Here is a 16,931-nt window from a genome sequence, read left to right on the forward strand (position 1 = left end):
ACAGGACGACCAGCCCTCTACGACAACGCTATCGACACCAACTACAACCACTCAACAGGCATCCAAAAAGGCCAGATCTAACCCCAGCGACACGCCGACGCCAGACACACTTTTTGACCCTTAACCCACGGCGCCGCTGCCCGGAAACGAGTGAAAGCCCGAGGCGAACCTCGGGCTTTCACACGGCGACCCTGACGGGACTTGAACCCGCGACCTCCGCCGTGACAGGGCGGCGCGCTAACCAACTGCGCCACAGGGCCGTACCCCCAACGGGATTCGAACCCGTGTTGCCGCCGTGAAAGGGCGGAGTCCTAGGCCTCTAGACGATAGGGGCGCTGCAAAACAGCTACGTAAGCATAAGCCAGCGCCAGCGACGGTGCCAAACCGGTGCGAAACCGGTGCCAAACCGGCAGCTCGCAGAAATACATGGAAGTACATTAGGTCGGCGTGGACCTCCTTAGAACCAGCACGGTTTCCGGCCTGCGCGGCATCTCCCAAATCTTCCTCGCCGAAAACGCACTCGCCGGTGCGCTCATCCTCGCAGGCATGGCAGCGAGCGGCTGGAAGCTGGCGCTCCTGGCTGCGGTGGGGTGCGCGGTGCAGTCGCTGCTGGCGGCCGCGCTGCGCCTTGACGGAGTGGACCACGGCCTGATGGGGTTCAACGGAGCGCTGGTGGGCGCGGCGGCTGCGGCCGCCGGCGCCCCGGTGGGTACCGGGCTGGCGCTCACAGCGGCCGGTGCGGCGGCCGTCATTCCGGTGCACCTGGCGATCGCGCGGGTGCCCCGGATCCCCGTGGCCACCGCGCCCTTCTGCCTGGTGGCGGGCCTGCTCTACGGCCCGCTGGCCGCGCGGTGGGAGCCCGGCCCGCTCACCTCCTCGGCTGTTGTCGGCGAGGGGCTCGCCCGCGGCTTCCTGGGCGGGTTCGCCGAGGTGGTCTTGGCCGACGGCGCCCTCGCCGGTGTGCTCATCCTGGCCGCGCTGTGCGTCGCGGGCTGGGAAATCGGTGCCTTCGCGGCACTCGGCAGCGCCGCCGGGCTGGCGGTGAGCATGATCCTCCACCCGAGCGTGGAGGCGGTGTCTACCGGGCTGCACAACTACTCGGCGGTCCTCATCGCCATCGCCGCCGCGATCGTCCTGTGGCCGCGCGCGGCCTGGCCGGTGCGGGTAGGCGGCGCGCTGGCTGGTGTGGCGCTGACCGTGGTGATCCAGTGGGCCATGTCCGGCCTGCCAGTACCCACGTACACGTGGCCCTTCGTGCTCAGCCTGTGGATCATGGCCGCGGCGAAGGCTGCTATCCCGGCAAGAGCAGCAAGCTGACAGCCATCACGGCCATACCCGCTACCAGCCCGTAGACCGCGGCATGGTGGCGGCCCGTCTGCACCGCCGTGGGCAAAAGCTTGTCCAGGCTGACAAAGACCATCACACCCGCGATGGCGGCGAAGCAGTAGCCGAGGGTGGCGGGCCCCAGAAACGGCCGCAGCACCAAATAGCCGGCCACCGCGCCCAGTGGCTCCGTTAACCCGGAGAGGGTGGCCCACCCGGCGGCGCGCCATTTGTCCCCGCTCGCCTGGCGAAGCGGCACCGCCACAGCCACGCCCTCCGGGATGTTGTGGATGGCGATAGCCACCGCGATGGGCACCCCGAGCGCCGGATCCGCCAGCGCCGAGATAAACGTGGCAAATCCCTCTGGGAAGTTGTGGACGGCGATGGCCAGCGCGGTGAGCAACCCAACGCTGCGCATCCGCGACGAATCCAGTGCGCGGGGCTCCTCGTGCGGGTTGATGTCCTCGGGCACGAAGCGGTCAATCAGGGCGATCAGCGCGATGCCGGCAAAGAACGCGGCGGTGCCGGCCATTTCGGCCCGCCCGATACCCGCCTCCCCCAACGAGCGAATGCCCTCCGGCAGCAGCTCCACGAAGGAGATGTAGACCATGACGCCGGCCGAGAAGCCGAGGGAACCGGCGAGAAAGCGATTACCCGGCTGCCGCTTCAGCGCGACGATGGCGCCACCAAGGCCGGTGGAGAGCCCGGCGAGAAGCGTAAGGCCGAATGCGACTGCGATCGCCTGGGGGTCAGCAAAGCCTGAGTCCATGCTTAGAACGTAGCTGGTCGACGCGAGGAATATGTGTGGGCCCTCCGGGGCTCGAACCCGGGACCTGCGGATTAAAAGTCCGTAGCTCTACCAACTGAGCTAAAGGCCCGTGCGGACAATGGTAAACCCTCCCACCAGGCGGCCGGTAATTGGCCCGCCCCGGCGGAGGGTCCCAGTGTCGGCGTGCTGCTGTGAGCCCTACTCGGCTTCCTTCATCATCGTGCCGGTGGCCTCGATGCGGTTGTGGAAGTCGAAGGCGTGGCGCAGGTCGTGCGGGGTGGCCTGGTACTTGGACTTGGCGGCCAGCTCCACGTACTCCTCCAGCAGCGGGCGGTAGGACGGGTGCGCGATGGAGATCATCTTCTGCACGCGGTCGCGCGGGGCCAGTCCGCGCAGGTCCGCCACGCCGTACTCGGTGATGAACACCATGGCGTCGTGCTCCGTGTGGTCCACGTGGGACACCATCGGCACGATCGCGGAGATGGCGCCGTCCTTGGCCACGGACGGGGAGATGAAGGAGGAGATGTAGGCGTTGCGGGTGAAGTCGCCGGAGCCGCCCAGGGCGTTCATCAGGCGGGAGCCGTTGATGTGGGTGGAGTTCGCGTTGCCGTAGATGTCCGCCTCGATCATGCCGTTGGAGGCGATCAGGCCGACGCGGCGGATCACCTCCGGGTGGTTAGAGATGGACTGCGGGCGCAGGATGATGGACTCGCGGTAGCGAGACGCCTCGTTGTTCATCTTCTCCGCGTACTCCGGCGACAGGGAGAAGGAAGTGGCGGAGGCGACGGTCATCTTGCCCGCGTCGATCAGGTCGACCATGCCGTCCTGGATCACCTCGGTGTAGGCCTGGATGTTCTCGAACTTGGAGTCCATCAGGCCAGCCATCACGGCGTTGGGGACGTTGCCCACACCGGACTGCATGACGTAGCCGTCGTAGGTGAGGCGGCCGGCCTTCACCTCGTTCTCCAGGAAGTCGAGGAAGTTGCCGGCGATCTGCTCGGAGATCGCGTCCGGGGCCTTGAACGGCGCGTTGCGGTCCGGGTCGTTCGTCTCGATGACGGCGACGACCTTGTCCGGGTCGATGGTGATGAAGGTGTCACCGATGCGGTCGCCGCACTTGGTGATGGGGATCGGGATGCGGTTCGGCAGCGGCGGCACGGTCCAGATGTCGTGCATGCCCTCGAGCTCCTCGGACTGCCAGGAGTTGACCTCGATGATGATCTTCTTGGCGGCGTTGAGGAACTCCACGGAGTTGCCCACGGAGGAGGACGGCACGATGTTGCCGTCCTCGGTGATGCGCACGGCCTCGACGATGGCCAGGTCCAGATCCCCAAAAAAGCCCTGCTCAACCATCATGCCGGAGTGGGAGAGGTGGATATCCTGGAACTTCATCTCGCCGGCGTTGATCTTGTTGCGCATGGTCGGGTCGGACTGGTACGGCATGCGGTAGCGCAGCGCGCCGGCCTCCGCCAGCACGCCGTCGCACTCCGGCGCGGTAGAGGCGCCGGTGTACATGTCGATGGAGAAGTCCTGGCCCTTCTCGTGCGCGGCCTTGGCCTTCTCCGCGATCGCCGCGGGCATCGCCTTGGGGTAGCCGGCGCCGGTGAAGCCGGAGGTGCCAACCTTGTCGCCGTGGTTCACAAACTGGGCGGCCTCCTCGGCCGTCATTACCTTGTCGCGCAGCTTCGCGTTAGCAATGCGGTCGCTCATAGTGCTTTCCCTCTCTTCGTTCTGTGTGGGACGAACTAACACTTACACCCTACTGTGACCTAGCTATCACTGCTACGCGCTGGGTGGGTTAAGGGGGATTGGACGGTGATTAGACGGTGATTGGACGCGGCGCGCTGGGCCGATAACAATAAGGGGCCATGACGGTTACCACACAAGCGCTGCGTATCGGCGGGATCGAGCTCGACTCCCCCGTCATCCTCGCGCCGATGGCGGGAGTAACCAACATGCCGTTCCGCGTCCTGTGCCGCGAGATCGAGGAGGAGCTCACGGGTACCTCCTCGGGCCTGTACGTGTGCGAGATGATCACGGCGCGGGCGATGGTGGAACGCAACGCGAAGACGCTGCACATGACCACCTTCGCGGACGTGGAGACGCCGCGCTCCATGCAGCTGTACACGGTAGACCCGAAGTACACCTACGAGGCCGTGCGGATGATCGTGGAGGAAAACATCGCCGACCACGTGGACATGAACTTCGGCTGCCCGGTGCCCAAGGTGACGCGCCGCGGCGGCGGCTGCGCCATCCCGTTCAAACGCCGCCTGTACGCCAACATCGTCGGCGCGGCCGTGCGCGCTGCGGAGGGCTCCGGGGTCCCGGTGACCGTAAAGTTCCGCATCGGCATCGACGCGGAGCACCACACCCACCTGGATGCGGGCCGCATCGCCGCCGAGCAGGGAGCGTCCGCGGTGGCGCTCCACGCCCGCACCGCCAGCGAACGCTACTCGGGTAGCGCCCACTGGGATGAGATCGCGAACCTGGTGGAGCACATGGCGCCCACGGGCATCCCCGTGATCGGCAACGGCGACATCTTCGCCGCGGACGACGCCTCCCGCATGATGGAGCAGACTGGGTGCCACGGCGTGGAGGTGGGCCGCGGGTGCCTCGGCCGCCCCTGGTTGTTCGCCCAGCTCGGCGCCCAGCTGCGCGGAGAACCCATCCCGCCGGAGCCGACCCTGGGTGAGGTCGCGCGCATCATCTACCGCCACGCGGAGCTTCTTTCGCTTCACGACGGCGAGTCCCACGCGTGCAGGGACATCCGCAAGCACACCGGCTGGTACTTGCGGGGATTCCCGGTGGGCGGCGAATTCCGCAAGCAGCTCGCACAGGTGGCCTCGCTGGCGCAGCTGCGCAGCCTGCTCGACGCCATCGCCGACTCGGATGCCGTTGCGGAGGCGGCTGACGACGCCCGCGGGCGCCAGGGCTCCCCCTCAAAGGTGGCGCTGCCCGAGGGGTGGCTGGATGACCCGGAGGACGACACCGTGCCCGTGGGCGCAGAGATCGAAAGCAACGGCGGCTAACCGTGGTGGGCAAGAGGGAGCGCAAGGCGCCGGCGGCGGAGAGCCAGCAGGTGCGGCTGCGCCTGGAGTACCGCGAGCTGCTAGATGACTACACCCGCGACGTGGTGCAGATGTGCTCGCTCGCGCGCCTCGCCATGTTGCACGCCTCGCGGGCGGTGGTGGGCCAGGACCTCGAGGCGGCGGAGAACGCCATGACCGAGTCCGACAAGATCATCGAGATCCACCGGCGCTGCGAGGACCGGGCGCTGCTGCTGCTCGCGCGGCAGAACCCCGTGGCTACCGATCTGCGGCAGGTGCTCTCCTACATCAACACGGAGCGCGATATCACGCGGATGGGCAACCTGGCCAAGCTCGTGGCCAAGGTCGCCCGACAGCATCACCCGGAGCCCGCCTTTACCGCCGATGTCATGAAGACCATCACGGTGATGGCCGAGGCGTGCGACCGAATGGCCGCGGACGCCGGCAGGCTCATCGCGGCGCCGAAGGTGGCGCAGGCCCGGGAGCTCGCCGAGGCGGACGAGGCGGTGGATGCGGCGTCGCGGGGCCTGGTCAGCCGCGCGGCGGGGCCGCAGTGGCCCCACGGCAACCGCGCCGCGGTGGAGATCGCGCTGGTTGCCCGCTACTACGAGCGCTTCGCTGACCACTGTGTGGGCATCGGGCGCCACCTCATCTTCATGGTGACGGGCGTGCGCCCCGAGGAGCAAGAGCTCGAGGGGCTCGACGCCCCCGAGCTGGAACGCCGCTTCTCGCTGCGGAAGTAGGCGCGAAGGGGGGCGTCGATAAGCAAAGGCCCCTTAACCGAAGCGACCCGCGATGTAGTCTTCGGTCTCCTTCTGATCCGGGTTCTCGAAGATCTTGGTGGTGTCGTTGAACTCCACCAGCTTGCCCGGCTTACCGGTTGCCTCGAGGGAGAAGAAGGCGGTCTTGTCGGACACACGCGCAGCCTGCTGCATGTTGTGGGTCACGATCACGATGGTGTACTCCTCCTTCAGCTCGTGGATGAGGTCCTCCACGGCGAGGGTGGAAATCGGGTCCAGGGCCGAGCAGGGCTCGTCCATGAGCAGGACCTCGGGACGCACCGCGATCGCGCGGGCAATGCACAGACGCTGCTGCTGACCACCGGAAAGGCCGCCGCCCGGCTTGTCCAGGCGGTCCTTGACCTCGTCCCACAGGTTCGCGCCGCGCAGGGACTCCTCCGCGACCTCCTTGAGCTTCTTCTTGTTCTTCTCGCCGGCGAGCTTCAGGCCGGCCACGACGTTGTCCTCGATGGACATGGTCGGGAACGGGTTCGCCTTCTGGAACACCATGCCGATGGTGTTGCGAACGGCCACCGGATCCACGTTCTTGCCGTAGATATCGTTGCCGTCCAGCAGGATGCTGCCCTTCACGGACGCGCCGGGGATGACCTCGTGCATGCGGTTCAGGGTGCGGAGCACGGTGGACTTGCCGCAGCCGGACGGGCCGATGAAGGCGGTCACGGCCTGGGCGGGGATTTCCATGTTCACGTTCTGCACGGCGTGGAAGTCGCCGTAGTAGATGTTCACGTCTTGGAGTGAAAGCTTGGACATCAGGGTTTCTCCTCTATTGGGAAAGGTACGGCGGGGACTACTTCTTCTTCACCGAGTAGCGGGAGGAAATGGCGCGCGCGATGAGGTTGATCACAGCAACCAGGATCACCAGCGTCAGCGCGGCGCCCCAGAGCTTGTCCATCACGTTCGGGGTGGTACCGGACTTGTACATGTCCAGCATCATCAGCGGCAGGGAGGACATCGGGCCGCTGAACGGGTTCCAGTTGGTGGTGGAGGTCGAGCCCACCAGCACCAGCACCGGAGCGGACTCGCCCATCACGCGGGCCACGGCCAGCATGATGCCGGTGACGATGCCGGACAGGGCGGTCGGCAGCACGATGCGGGAAATGGTCTTCCACTTCGGCACGCCCAGGGCGTAGGAGGCCTCGCGCAGGTCCATCGGAACCACGCGCAGCATCTCCTCGGTGTTGCGCACCACGATCGGCACCATCAGAAGGATCAGGGACAGCGCCACGGCGAAGCCGGAACGCTCCTGGCCCAGGATGGTGATCCACAGCGCGTAAATGAACAGGGCCGCGACGATGGACGGCACACCCGAGAGGATGTCCACCATGAAGGTGGTCAGCTTGCCCAAGCGGTTGCCGTTGGAGTACTCCACCAGGTAGATGGCGGTGAATACACCGATGGGGATAGAAAACAGGGACGCGATCAGCGTCTGCAGCAGGGTACCCACGATGGCGTGGAAGGCGCCGCCGCCCGGAAGCAGCGGGGTGGTCATGCCCTGGTCCTTGGTCCACCAGTCGGCGGAGGTGATCGGGCCGATGCCGCGGGAGATCACGGTCCACAGGACCCACACCAGCGGAATCATGGCGAGGATCATGCACAGCCACATCAGGCCGCCCATGATGGCGTTGGTGCGCTTGCGGCCCGAGGCGATGTCGGTGAAGCCGGCGGCGTTCCTGGTCGGGGCCGCCGGGGCGGTGCGCTCTGCGGTGTTGTTCGGAATTGCGGTAGACATGTTCTCTTCCCCCTGCCTACTTCTTGTTGGCGATCGCGCGGGCGATCGAGTTGACGATGAACGTAAGCAGGAACAGCACCAGACCGGCCGCAATGTAGGCGCCGGCCGAGACCGGGTTGTTGAACTCCGCGGCGGCGGACGCGATCAGCGTTGCGAAGGTGGTGCCGCCGTGGAAGAGCGACGCGTGGAAGTCGATCGACGGGGAGACGACCATGTACAGGGCCATCGTCTCACCGAGCGCGCGGCCCAAGCCGAGCATGGAGCCGGCGATGAAGCCGGAGAGGCCGAACGGCAGCACGGTCATGCGGATAACCTCCCAGCGGGTCGCGCCGAGCGCCAGCGCGGACTCGATCTGGCCCGGAGGGGTCTGCACGAAGATCTCGCGGGCGGTCGCGGCGATGATCGGCAGGATCATCACGGCGAGCACGATGCCACCGGTGAGCATGTTGCGGCCGGAGGCGAAGGCCGGGGAGTTTTGGTACGTCTTGAACAGGAAGAAGTCCCCGCCCCAGGAGTGGATCCACTCGTAGAACTTGGTCAGCTTCGGGCCGAGCACCTGCGCGCCCCAGAGGCCGTACACGATGGACGGCACCGCGGCGAGCATGTCGATGAGGGAGCCGAGCGGGCGGACCAGATTCTTCGGCGCGTAGTTGGACAGGAAGATGGCGATGCCGAGCGCGATCGGCATGGCAATCACCAGAGCGATGAGGGAGATCATCAACGTGGCGAAGAAGAGGTTCGGGATACCGAACTTCATGTTGTCCAGGTCGTTGGTCTGCCACTGGCCGGTGTAGGTGAAGAACCCGAGGATGCCGCCATCGTTGCGGGCGAGCGGCGGGATGGCCTGCAGGAGCAGGAAGATGCCGATGGCCGCGATGATGACGGTGATCAGGGTTGCGGAGAAGGTGGAGAGGAACTCGAAGACGCGGTCGCCCGGGCGCTTCTTGCCCGAGGCGGTCTTCAGCTCGTCGTGATTGACGGTGCCGGAGGTGTTCTGGTTTGCCACCCGGCCGTCCTCTCGGTTAACGGGGGAGGCGCTGTTCGCCGCGCTCGTCGTCGCGACGGATCCACCGAGACCCGACACGCCCAGCGCTTCGTCGCCGCGGCCGCTATCGCCCAAACCCGTGTTCGGCGTTTCGTTGTTTGCCATAGTCACGAATCCTTTGAGGAGTACTTACGTGGTGTGTGCGCGGTGCGCGCACAGGATTTCCTAGCGATATGGCGGCCGCTGCGTGGCCACCTAATCATAGGGATGCCCCCGGCTCGCGCTGTGGCGTGCACGGGGGCACAGGTCTAGCCCTTTTCTAGCCCGGGGGCTGGAGAGCTATTTACGCGATAGCGTCGATAGCCTCGCGGAGCTGCTGAGCCAGCTTGCCCTTGACCGGGATGTAGCCGAGCTGAGCCAGGGTGTCGTCCTGGGAGTCGAGGGAGACGTTCAGGAAGTCCTTGACCTGGCCGCGGACCTGGTCGTCGTAGCCTGCGGAGCAGACGATCTCGTAGGTGGTCAGCACCAGCGGGTAGGTGCCGGCGGCGTTCTGCTCGTAGAGCTTGGTGGAGTCAACCACCATGTTGTGGCCCTCGGTCTTGAAGGTCAGGTTGTCCAGAGCCTTGCCCACGGTGTCCGGGTTCAGCTCAACCGGGCCGTTGCCCAGGTCGAGCTGAGCGATGCCGAGGCCGTTCTGCTGAGCGTTGCCGAGCTCGACGTAGGTGATGGAGCCCGGGATGGTCTGCACGGCGTTCGCAACACCGGTGGACTTGTCAGCGCCCTCGCCGACGACGCCCGGGAACTGCTTGCCGGAGGAAGCGTCCCAGTCACCCTTGGTGGACGCGGCCAGGAACTTCTGGAAGTTGTCGGAGGTACCGGAGGAGTCGGAGCGGTACACCACGTGGATGTCCTGGTCCGGCAGCTTGGCGTCCTTGTTCACCTCGGCGACAGCCGGGTCGTTCCACTTGGTGATCTCGCCGCGGAAGATCTTGGCCAGCAGCTCCGGGGTGACAACGAGGTTGTCCACGCCATCGAGGTTGTAGGCGATGGCGACCGGGCCGATCACGAACGGCAGGTGCCAAGCCTCGTTGCCGCCGCAGCGGTTCTTGGCCGGCTCGATCTCCTCGTCCTTCAGCGGGGAGTCGGAGCCGGCGAAGGCAGCCTGGTTGGCGATGAAGTTCTTCACACCGTCGCCGGAGCCGGAAGCGGTGTAGGCGAGGGAAGCGCCGTTGACCTTGGCGGCGTACTGCTGAGCGAAGTAGTCAACAGCGTTCTTCTGAGCGGAGGAGCCCTCACCCTTCAGCTCACCCTTGTTGCCGGACAGCTCGTAGGAGCCAGCAGCAGCCTCGGTGGTGGCGGCCACGGTCTCGGTGGACTTCGAGGTCTCGACAGCGGTCTCGGACTTGGTGGTGGTTTCGGTGTCGTTGGAGTCACCACATGCAACCAGGGTTGCGGAAGAAACTGCGACGATGCCGGCGATAGCGGCGGTGCGCTTGAAGTTGCGGATCACGGGGTAAACCTTTCCGGTCTTTGGTAGATCAATGCACGAGCATCGGTCCTCGAAGGGTGTGATTTACACCAGCTGAATGCGGACGTAGATCAACTCCGATTACTCACGGTGGATAAAGCTACGTTCCCCCGGTTAACCCGTGGTAGCCCGCCAAGTGAACAATCAGTAAACAATCGCAGCGCTGGGCGAAATGCCAGCTAAACGGCAGGTTTTTGGTAGACCACGTGCGACTCGGCCACTGTGAAGCCCGTCTCATCGTAACGGCGGACCGCGGGCTCGTTATCGGCCTCCACGTACAGGATGACCTGCGATGATCCCCCCTCGACCAGGTGCCGGAGGCCGGCGGCCATGAGGGGTACCCCCAAACCCTCCCCCCGGTAGCCCGAAGCGAGCCCGACCACATACACCTCACCAACACCACCAGGGTGGCGCTTCGTCCAGTGGAACCCGGCCAGGTCTGGCTCCCGCTCCCCCGGGCGCTGCGCGTAGAGGAACCACACGCCGGCCGGGTCGAACCAGTCCGCCGCCATGCCGCGGTGCAGGCGATCCATGTCCCAGCCGCCCTGCTCGGGATGCCAGGAGAAGGCGTCGTTGTTCACGCGCAGCCAGTCGCGCTCCACCCGCTCGCGACCGAAGCGCTCCACGGCCTCCGGGTAGTTCACGGCCTCGTAGCCGTTGGGAACCGCGCCGGAGAGGTGCGGGAGGTTGAGGTCCCCCGCGGCGGCGGACATGACCAGCAGCTCGCGGGTGGCCTCCAGGCCGACGGATTCCGCGGTGGCCTGGGCGGCGGGGAGGTTGCCGTGGGCCCAGAACTGGGGCTGGTTCCCGGGGGCGTCGACAAGCAGTGCGATGAACTCCTTGGCCACCCCCCGCCGCCGGTAATCGGGGTGCACCACCAGCTCGACCGAACCGTCCGGCGCTTGCGCCGCAAGCCCCGCGAGCTGGCCGCCCACGCGCGCGACGCGGTGCGTGTGGCCGAGGGAGGCGTCACCGAGGCCTGCGAGGAACTGCTCGGACAAGGGCGCAACGCCGTCGTGCTCCTCCGCGGCGCGGATGAAGGCACGGACACCGTCGGTGAGCTGCTCGGGCGAGATGGTGGTGATGCTGGTGGACATGAGCCCAGGCTACCCTGGGAGGCATGACCGAACACAGCCCCGAAAACAGCCCCGAACGCAACGAAAACCCCACCGCGCAGACGCTGAGCGGCAGCGACGCGGTCACCCTCGCGGCGGAGCAGTCCAAGCAGACCGCGCACCGCAACATCCCGCCGCTGGACTTCGAGGGCTTCCCGCTGGAGCAAGATACTGCCAACCTCCGCCAGGGCCCCAGCCTCCACGACGGCCTGCTCGCACTCCTGCCGTTGGTGGGCGTCTGGCGCGGCGAGGGCCAGGCCAACGACCACGGCGAGGAGTACGCATTTGGCCAGCAGCTGGTCATCTCGCACGACGGCGAGAACTACCTCCGCTTCGAGTCCCGCACCTGGAGGCTGAACGGCGAGGGCGAACCGGCGGGGCCGGACCAGCGCGAGGTTGGCTTCTGGCGGATCTCGGAGAAGGACGAGATCGAGGTGACGCTGACCAACTCCCGCGGCCTGGTGGAGGTGCTCTACGGCTCGCTGCTCAACGAGCGCGCCTGGCAGCTGGAGAGCGCGTCCACCATCGCCACCGAGACCGGCCCCGCCGACCACGGCCCCGGCAAGCGCCTCTACGGCCTGATGCCCAACAACAACCTCGGCTGGGTGGATGAGCGCCTCGTAGGCGGCGCGGACGGCGAGCTCGTGCCGTACATGTCCGCCGAGCTCACCCGCGTGGCGGGCTAAGAAAGCGCGTCCACGATCAGCTCCCGGATCTCCGCCTCGTTGGGCGGGGCCGGGAGCTTCGCGTCATTCAGCCTGGTCACCCTCGCGCAGATGCGGGTGGAGCTGACCAACCACACCGACTCGGCCTTGAGCAACTCCGACAGGTAGACATCTTTCTCCTTGCACTTCCACCCGCGCTTCGCCGCCAGCTCGAACACCGCCGTCTGCGTGGTGCCGCGCAGCACGCCGGGCCCCGGTGCCGGGGTGCGCATGCGCCCGCCCTTCTTCACCACGAGCACGCTGCTGGTCGCGCCCTCGAGCACGCGGTCTGTGCCGCGCTCGGTGAAGATCACGTCTTCAAACCCCTCGCCGCGCGCCCACCGCAGCGCCGCCATGGTGGCGGAGTAGTTCAGCGTCTTCGCCTCGGCGCCGAGCCAGGGCACGTCCGGATCTACCGTGTAGCCGCGCGGGGTGGTGATCACCTTCACCCCGCGGTCGCGCTGCCGCAGCACGTCCTCGCCGATGGGGCGCACGGTGAGCCAGGCGGTGGGCACGCCGGTGGTTTCGCGCCCGCGCGTGAGCGTCCACACGCACTTTGCCTCCACATTGCCCGCCTCTGCGCCGCGCTCGCGCACGTAATCCTCGATCGCCTCCCGGGTGGCCTTGAGCCACTGCTCCCCGACGGGTTCCGGCAGGCCCATCGACTCCGCGGAGCGGCGGAAGCGGGCGAGGTGCTTGTCCACGTTCCGGGGCTCGCCGCCGCGCACCAGCACGGTCTCGAACACGCCGTCCCCCCTGGTCACCGCCGCGTCGTCCCAGAACACGTGCGGCGTCTGTGCGTTCTGCCGGCGGATCGAGCCGCCGAACGGCTCCACCAGGTAGATCACGGGAGCGGGGGGAACAAGCGATTGACCCATAGGTTCCAAGTATGCCCCTATGATCGGGGCCGTGCCGTACCAATCACCACTCCTCCAGGTTCCCGGCGCGGTTGCGTTCGAGGGGCAATCGCTTATCGACGCCTCCGGGGTGCCGTTCCACTACTCCGACCCGCTGGCGGAGCAGCGCCGCCTCCACGACGCGCCGAGCCTGGTGGACCGCTCGCACCGCGCTGTGGTGGCAGTGGCCGGCCCGGACGCGCCGGCCTTCCTCAACAACCTGCTCTCCCAGAAGCTCGACACGGCGCCAGCCGGCTTCGGCGCGGAGGCCCTTGATCTGGACGCGCAGGGCCGGATCCTGCACCACGCGGGCGTGATGTTCGACGGCGAGACCTTCTACCTGGACGTACCCCGCGCCCAGCGCGACAGCCTGGTTTCCTACCTCGAGCGCATGGTGTTCTGGTCCGACGTGAGCATCCGGGAGGCGGACCTGGGCGTGCTCACCGCCTTCTCCCCCGCCGGCGCCGCACTCATCACCGGCGCGGCGGCCTCGCGCGAGGTGCCGTGGGTGGGCGGGCTGACCCGCACCGACGCCCTGGTGCCGCGCCCGGAGATCGAGGCCGCCGCCCGGGCCTTCCGTAAGGCCGGGGGCCAGCTCGCGGGCCTGATGGCGTTCACGGCGCAGCGCGTGCGCGCCGGCGAGCCGGAGCTTGCGGCCGACCTCGATGCCAAGGCCATCCCCCACGAGGTGCCCCGGCTGATCAACCGCGCCGGCCGCATCGGCGCGGTACACCTTGAAAAGGGCTGCTACCGCGGGCAAGAGACGGTTGCCCGCGTGGAAAACCTCGGCCGCGCCCCGCGCTTGCTTGTCATGCTGCAGCTCGACGGCTCGGCGCCCGTCGAACCGGCGCCTGGAGCCGAGATCACCGCGGGCGGGCGCAAGGTGGGCCGCCTCGGCACCGTGGTGCACGACGCGGACTACGGGCCGATCGCGCTGGGGCTGGTGAAGCGCTCCGCGCTGGAAGCTGCGCTCGACATCGACGGCACCGCCGCCACGGTGGACCCGGACTTCCTGCCGGCCGACGAGGCCGGCGGGGCCGGCCGGCGCGCGGTGGATCAGCTGCGTCACCGCAGCTCACAGACCGGAGGGGAATTTTCCTAGGGCATTGGCTATTATGTCTGGCAGGACAAAAACTTTCGAATAAAAGAGGCCGCCTATTAGGCCGCCCGTATCACCTCAAGGGGGTCACGCCATGGGTCGCGGACGCGCTAAAGCAAAGCAGACCAAGGTCGCTCGCCAGCTGAAGTACAACTCTCCGGAAATGGACCTCGATTCCCTGCAGCGGGAACTTGCTGGCCAGGCTCCGGAGCGGGCCTGGGGCGAGGATGAGGACGAGGTGGACGCCGGCTACGGCTCGTACGGGGAGTGGGACGACAGGGAGCGTCGTTAAGCTAAAGCCCCAAAAAACGCACCCCCGGGCGGGGTGCGTTTTTGCATCTCCGCCTAGTGCTGCGGGTGAGTGCCGGTCAGCGCGGCGCGGGCGGCCTCGCCCTCGGCGGCCGCGCGGACCTCGCCGATGACCCAGCTGTCCACGTGGCGGGCGGCGAGGATGGCCAGTGCGCGGTCGCGGTCCGCGGCGGAGACCACCGCCACCATGCCCACGCCCATGTTGAAGGTCTTCTCCATCTCCTCGCGCGGCACCGAGCCCACGGCGGAGATGGTGCGGAAGATCGGGCCCGGGGTCCAGGTGGAGCGGTGCATCTGAGCCACCAGGCCCTCGGGGATGATGCGCTCCATGTTGCCCACTAGCCCGCCGCCGGTGACGTGGCAGAAGGTGCGCACCTCGCACTCGGAGGCCAACTCGAGGCAGTCCAGGGCGTAGATGCGGGTGGGCTCGAGCAGCTCCTCGCCGAGGGTGCGGCCGAGCTCGTCCATGTGGCCGTCCAGCGGCAGCCCGGCGCGCTCGAGCAGGACGTGGCGGGCCAGGGAGTAGCCGTTGGAGTGGAGGCCGGAGGAGGCCATCGCGATCACCACGTCGCCCTCCTGCACGCGGTGGGGGCCGAGCAGCTCGTCGGCCTCCACCACGCCCACGGCGGTGGCGGATACGTCATAGTCCTCGGGATCCATCACGCCCGGGTGCTCGGCCGTCTCGCCGCCCAGCAGGGCGCAGCCGGCCTGGACGCAGCCCTCGGCGATGCCGGCAACGATCTCCGCCACCTTCTCCGGCACCACCTTGCCGATGGCGATGTAGTCCTGCAGGAACAGCGGCTCCGCGCCGCACACCACCAGGTCATCCACGCACATGGCCACGAGGTCGATGCCGATCGTGTCGTGCTTGTCCATGGCCTGGGCCACCGCGAGTTTGGTGCCCACGCCGTCCGAACCCGCCGCCAGCAGCGGCTCCTTGTACTTGCCCAGCGCGAACAGGCCCGCGAAGCCGCCGAGGCCGCCGCGGACCTCGGGGCGCGACGCCTTCTTAGCCAGGGGCGCGAACAGCTCGACCGCCTTATCGCCGGCCTCGATGGACACGCCGGCGGCCTCGTAGGAAACCGGGAGCTCGTGGTTGTCGTGCGGGGTGGTCATTTAGGCTTCATCACCTTTCTGGATGCGGCGGACGAGGTCGGCGTTGGGGTTTCCCGACGGCAAGCCCAGGGGGTAGTTGCCGGTGAAGCACGCGGCGCAGAGGTTCTCGGGGGCCTGCTCGGAGGCCTCGATCATGTCGCTGATGGGCACGAACGCGAGGGAGTCCGCGCCGATCATGGTGCGGATGGATTCGGCGATGGCCTCCTCGCTGTCCGTGTGCCCGTGGTTGGCTATCAGCTCGCCGGGGCTGGCGAAGTCGATGCCGTAGAAGCACGGCCACTTCACCGGCGGCGACGCGATGCGCACGTGCACCTCGCCCGCGCCCGCCTCGCGCAGCATGCGGATCAGCTTGCGCTGGGTGTTGCCGCGCACGATCGAATCGTCCACCACTACGAGCTTTTTGCCCTCGATCACCTCGCGTACCGGGTTGAGCTTCAGGCGCAGGCCGAGCTGGCGCAGCGTGTCGGAGGGCTGGATGAAGGTGCGGCCCACGTACGCGTTCTTCATCATCCCCTGCTTGAAGGGGATGCCGGATTCCTCGGCGTAGCCGATCGCGGCCGGGGTGCCGGACTCGGGCACCGGCATCACCAGGTCGGCGTCGACGGGGAGCACGTTTGCTAGCCGACGCCCAATCTCGATGCGCGCCGAATTCACCGTCTGGCCGTCGATCACCGAATCCGGGCGGGCCACGTACACGTACTCGAACACGCAGTGCGCTTTGGTGGTCTCGGCGAAACGCTCGGAGTGCACGCCCGTTTCGTCGATCCAGATCAGCTCGCCCGGCTCGATGTCGCGGACGAAGGAGGCCCCGACGATGTCCAGCGCACACGTCTCGGAGGCCACCACCCAGCCGCCGTCGAGGCGGCCCAGGCTCAAGGGGCGCACGCCGTGCGGGTCGCGCGCGGCGTAGAGGGTGTGCCCGTCCGTGAACATGAAGCAGAACGCGCCCTTGACTCGGGGAAGCAGCTGCCGGGATGCGTCGAGAAGCGAAGCCCCGTCATCGATCAAATCCGCGAGCAGCGCGGAGACCACCGCCGTGTCCGAGGAGGAGCCCTGGCCCTTCACGCCCTCGGCGGGGATGAGCTTCTTCTCAATCGCCTCGCGCTGCAGCTCCATGTAGTTGATCAGGTTGCCGTTGTGGGCCAGCGCCACGTCCGTGCCGTTGGGCGAGGTGCGGAACATGGGCTGCACGTTCTCCCACGAGTTGCCGCCCGCGGTGGAGTACCGGGTGTGGCCGATGGCTACGTCGCCCTGCAGCGCGTCCAGCACCGACTCGTCGAACACCTGGCTGACCAGCCCCGTGTCCTTGAACACCACAATGTTGTCCTTATCCCCCACCGCGATGCCGGCCCCCTCCTGGCCGCGGTGCTGAAGGGCGAAAAGGCCGAAGTAGGTCAGCTTCGACACGTCCTCCCCGGGCGCCCACACGCCGAAGACGCCGCATTCCTCCCTCGGCTCGTCGGGTGCGGGAACTGCCGTATTTGCAAGGTCATGCACGGCAACCACTGTAT

General features: G+C 67.3%; 16 protein-coding genes and 3 tRNA genes. 6 read left to right on the forward strand and 13 right to left on the reverse strand.

Features of this window, described 5'->3' with window-relative positions; all coding sequences use genetic code 11:
- Positions 1 to 186: 186 nt before the first annotated feature.
- Together BN4252_RS00770 and BN4252_RS00775 are read right to left on the reverse strand one after the other, a co-directional pair.
- A tRNA-Asp gene (locus tag BN4252_RS00770) sits at positions 187 to 260 on the reverse strand.
- Position 261: 1 nt separating this feature from the next.
- Positions 262 to 334 (reverse strand) — tRNA-Glu (locus BN4252_RS00775).
- Positions 335 to 447: 113 nt separating this feature from the next.
- On the opposite strand from BN4252_RS00775, the gene BN4252_RS00780 reads away from it, so the two are divergent.
- A complete protein-coding gene (locus BN4252_RS00780) occupies positions 448 to 1,317 on the forward strand; it encodes an urea transporter (protein ID WP_066524236.1) in 870 nt (289 codons plus the stop codon).
- On the opposite strand, the gene zupT is transcribed toward BN4252_RS00780, so the two are convergent.
- The 3 genes from zupT to BN4252_RS00795 form a co-directional block, all read right to left on the reverse strand.
- Positions 1,292 to 2,092 (reverse strand): zinc transporter ZupT, encoded by an 801-nt coding sequence (zupT, locus tag BN4252_RS00785; RefSeq protein ID WP_066524238.1) that lies wholly within the window; start codon positions 2,090 to 2,092, stop codon positions 1,292 to 1,294. The two genes, BN4252_RS00780 and zupT, sit on opposite strands and share 26 nt — an antisense overlap.
- A gap of 36 nt (positions 2,093 to 2,128) precedes the next feature.
- Positions 2,129 to 2,201 (reverse strand) — tRNA-Lys (locus tag BN4252_RS00790).
- Between the two features lie 89 nt (positions 2,202 to 2,290).
- Positions 2,291 to 3,802, reverse strand: coding sequence for an acetyl-CoA hydrolase/transferase family protein (locus tag BN4252_RS00795; RefSeq protein WP_066524239.1), 1,512 nt, complete (start codon positions 3,800 to 3,802; stop codon positions 2,291 to 2,293).
- A gap of 158 nt (positions 3,803 to 3,960) precedes the next feature.
- Here BN4252_RS00795 and dusB point away from each other — a divergent pair, with 158 nt between their 5' ends.
- Together dusB and BN4252_RS00805 are read left to right on the forward strand one after the other, a co-directional pair.
- On the forward strand, positions 3,961 to 5,121 hold the full coding sequence (gene dusB, locus BN4252_RS00800) for a tRNA dihydrouridine synthase DusB (RefSeq protein ID WP_187370903.1): 1,161 nt from the start codon (positions 3,961 to 3,963) through the stop codon (positions 5,119 to 5,121).
- 2 nt (positions 5,122 to 5,123) lie between these two features.
- Positions 5,124 to 5,882, forward strand: coding sequence for a phosphate signaling complex PhoU family protein (locus tag BN4252_RS00805; RefSeq protein ID WP_066524241.1), 759 nt, complete (start codon positions 5,124 to 5,126; stop codon positions 5,880 to 5,882).
- A gap of 33 nt (positions 5,883 to 5,915) precedes the next feature.
- Here the strand turns inward: BN4252_RS00805 and pstB are convergent, their stop codons facing one another.
- From pstB to mshD, 5 genes are all read right to left on the reverse strand, one after another.
- Positions 5,916 to 6,689, reverse strand: a complete 774-nt coding sequence (pstB, locus tag BN4252_RS00810; RefSeq protein ID WP_066524243.1) for a phosphate ABC transporter ATP-binding protein PstB — start codon at positions 6,687 to 6,689, stop codon at positions 5,916 to 5,918.
- A 37-nt stretch (positions 6,690 to 6,726) separates the two neighbouring features.
- Positions 6,727 to 7,668, reverse strand: coding sequence for a phosphate ABC transporter permease PstA (pstA, locus tag BN4252_RS00815; RefSeq protein WP_066524248.1), 942 nt, complete (start codon positions 7,666 to 7,668; stop codon positions 6,727 to 6,729).
- 16 nt (positions 7,669 to 7,684) lie between these two features.
- A complete protein-coding gene (gene pstC, locus BN4252_RS00820) occupies positions 7,685 to 8,818 on the reverse strand; it encodes a phosphate ABC transporter permease subunit PstC (RefSeq protein ID WP_078056696.1) in 1,134 nt (377 codons plus the stop codon).
- 178 nt (positions 8,819 to 8,996) lie between these two features.
- A complete protein-coding gene (gene pstS / locus BN4252_RS00825; RefSeq protein ID WP_066524250.1) occupies positions 8,997 to 10,163 on the reverse strand; it encodes a phosphate ABC transporter substrate-binding protein PstS in 1,167 nt (388 codons plus the stop codon).
- A 197-nt stretch (positions 10,164 to 10,360) separates the two neighbouring features.
- On the reverse strand, positions 10,361 to 11,278 hold the full coding sequence (gene mshD, locus BN4252_RS00830) for a mycothiol synthase (protein ID WP_066524254.1): 918 nt from the start codon (positions 11,276 to 11,278) through the stop codon (positions 10,361 to 10,363).
- Between the two features lie 23 nt (positions 11,279 to 11,301).
- Between mshD and BN4252_RS00835 the strand changes: the two genes are divergently transcribed.
- A complete protein-coding gene (locus BN4252_RS00835) occupies positions 11,302 to 11,982 on the forward strand; it encodes an FABP family protein (RefSeq protein WP_066524255.1) in 681 nt (226 codons plus the stop codon).
- Here BN4252_RS00835 and BN4252_RS00840 read toward each other — a convergent pair.
- Positions 11,979 to 12,878, reverse strand: coding sequence for an aminodeoxychorismate lyase (locus tag BN4252_RS00840; RefSeq protein ID WP_066524256.1), 900 nt, complete (start codon positions 12,876 to 12,878; stop codon positions 11,979 to 11,981). The genes BN4252_RS00835 and BN4252_RS00840 overlap by 4 nt on opposite strands.
- 31 nt (positions 12,879 to 12,909) lie before the next feature.
- Between BN4252_RS00840 and ygfZ the strand changes: the two genes are divergently transcribed.
- Together ygfZ and BN4252_RS00850 are read left to right on the forward strand one after the other, a co-directional pair.
- A complete protein-coding gene (gene ygfZ, locus BN4252_RS00845) occupies positions 12,910 to 13,998 on the forward strand; it encodes a CAF17-like 4Fe-4S cluster assembly/insertion protein YgfZ (RefSeq protein WP_230208530.1) in 1,089 nt (362 codons plus the stop codon).
- Between the two features lie 91 nt (positions 13,999 to 14,089).
- Positions 14,090 to 14,287: a DUF3073 domain-containing protein gene (locus tag BN4252_RS00850; protein WP_066524262.1), complete on the forward strand. Its 198-nt coding sequence runs from the start codon at positions 14,090 to 14,092 to the stop codon at positions 14,285 to 14,287.
- Between the two features lie 53 nt (positions 14,288 to 14,340).
- On the opposite strand, the gene purM is transcribed toward BN4252_RS00850, so the two are convergent.
- Complete coding sequence (gene purM / locus BN4252_RS00855; RefSeq protein ID WP_066524263.1) at positions 14,341 to 15,420, reverse strand: phosphoribosylformylglycinamidine cyclo-ligase; 1,080 nt, start codon at positions 15,418 to 15,420, stop codon at positions 14,341 to 14,343.
- The gene (gene purF / locus BN4252_RS00860; protein ID WP_096877738.1) at positions 15,421 to 16,917 is read right to left on the reverse strand and encodes an amidophosphoribosyltransferase; all 1,497 of its coding nucleotides are present in this window, start codon (positions 16,915 to 16,917) and stop codon (positions 15,421 to 15,423) included.
- Between the last annotated feature and the right edge of the window lie 14 nt (positions 16,918 to 16,931).

It is taken from the genome of Corynebacterium bouchesdurhonense (genome assembly GCF_900078305.2).
Lineage (GTDB): Bacteria > Actinomycetota > Actinomycetes > Mycobacteriales > Mycobacteriaceae > Corynebacterium > Corynebacterium bouchesdurhonense.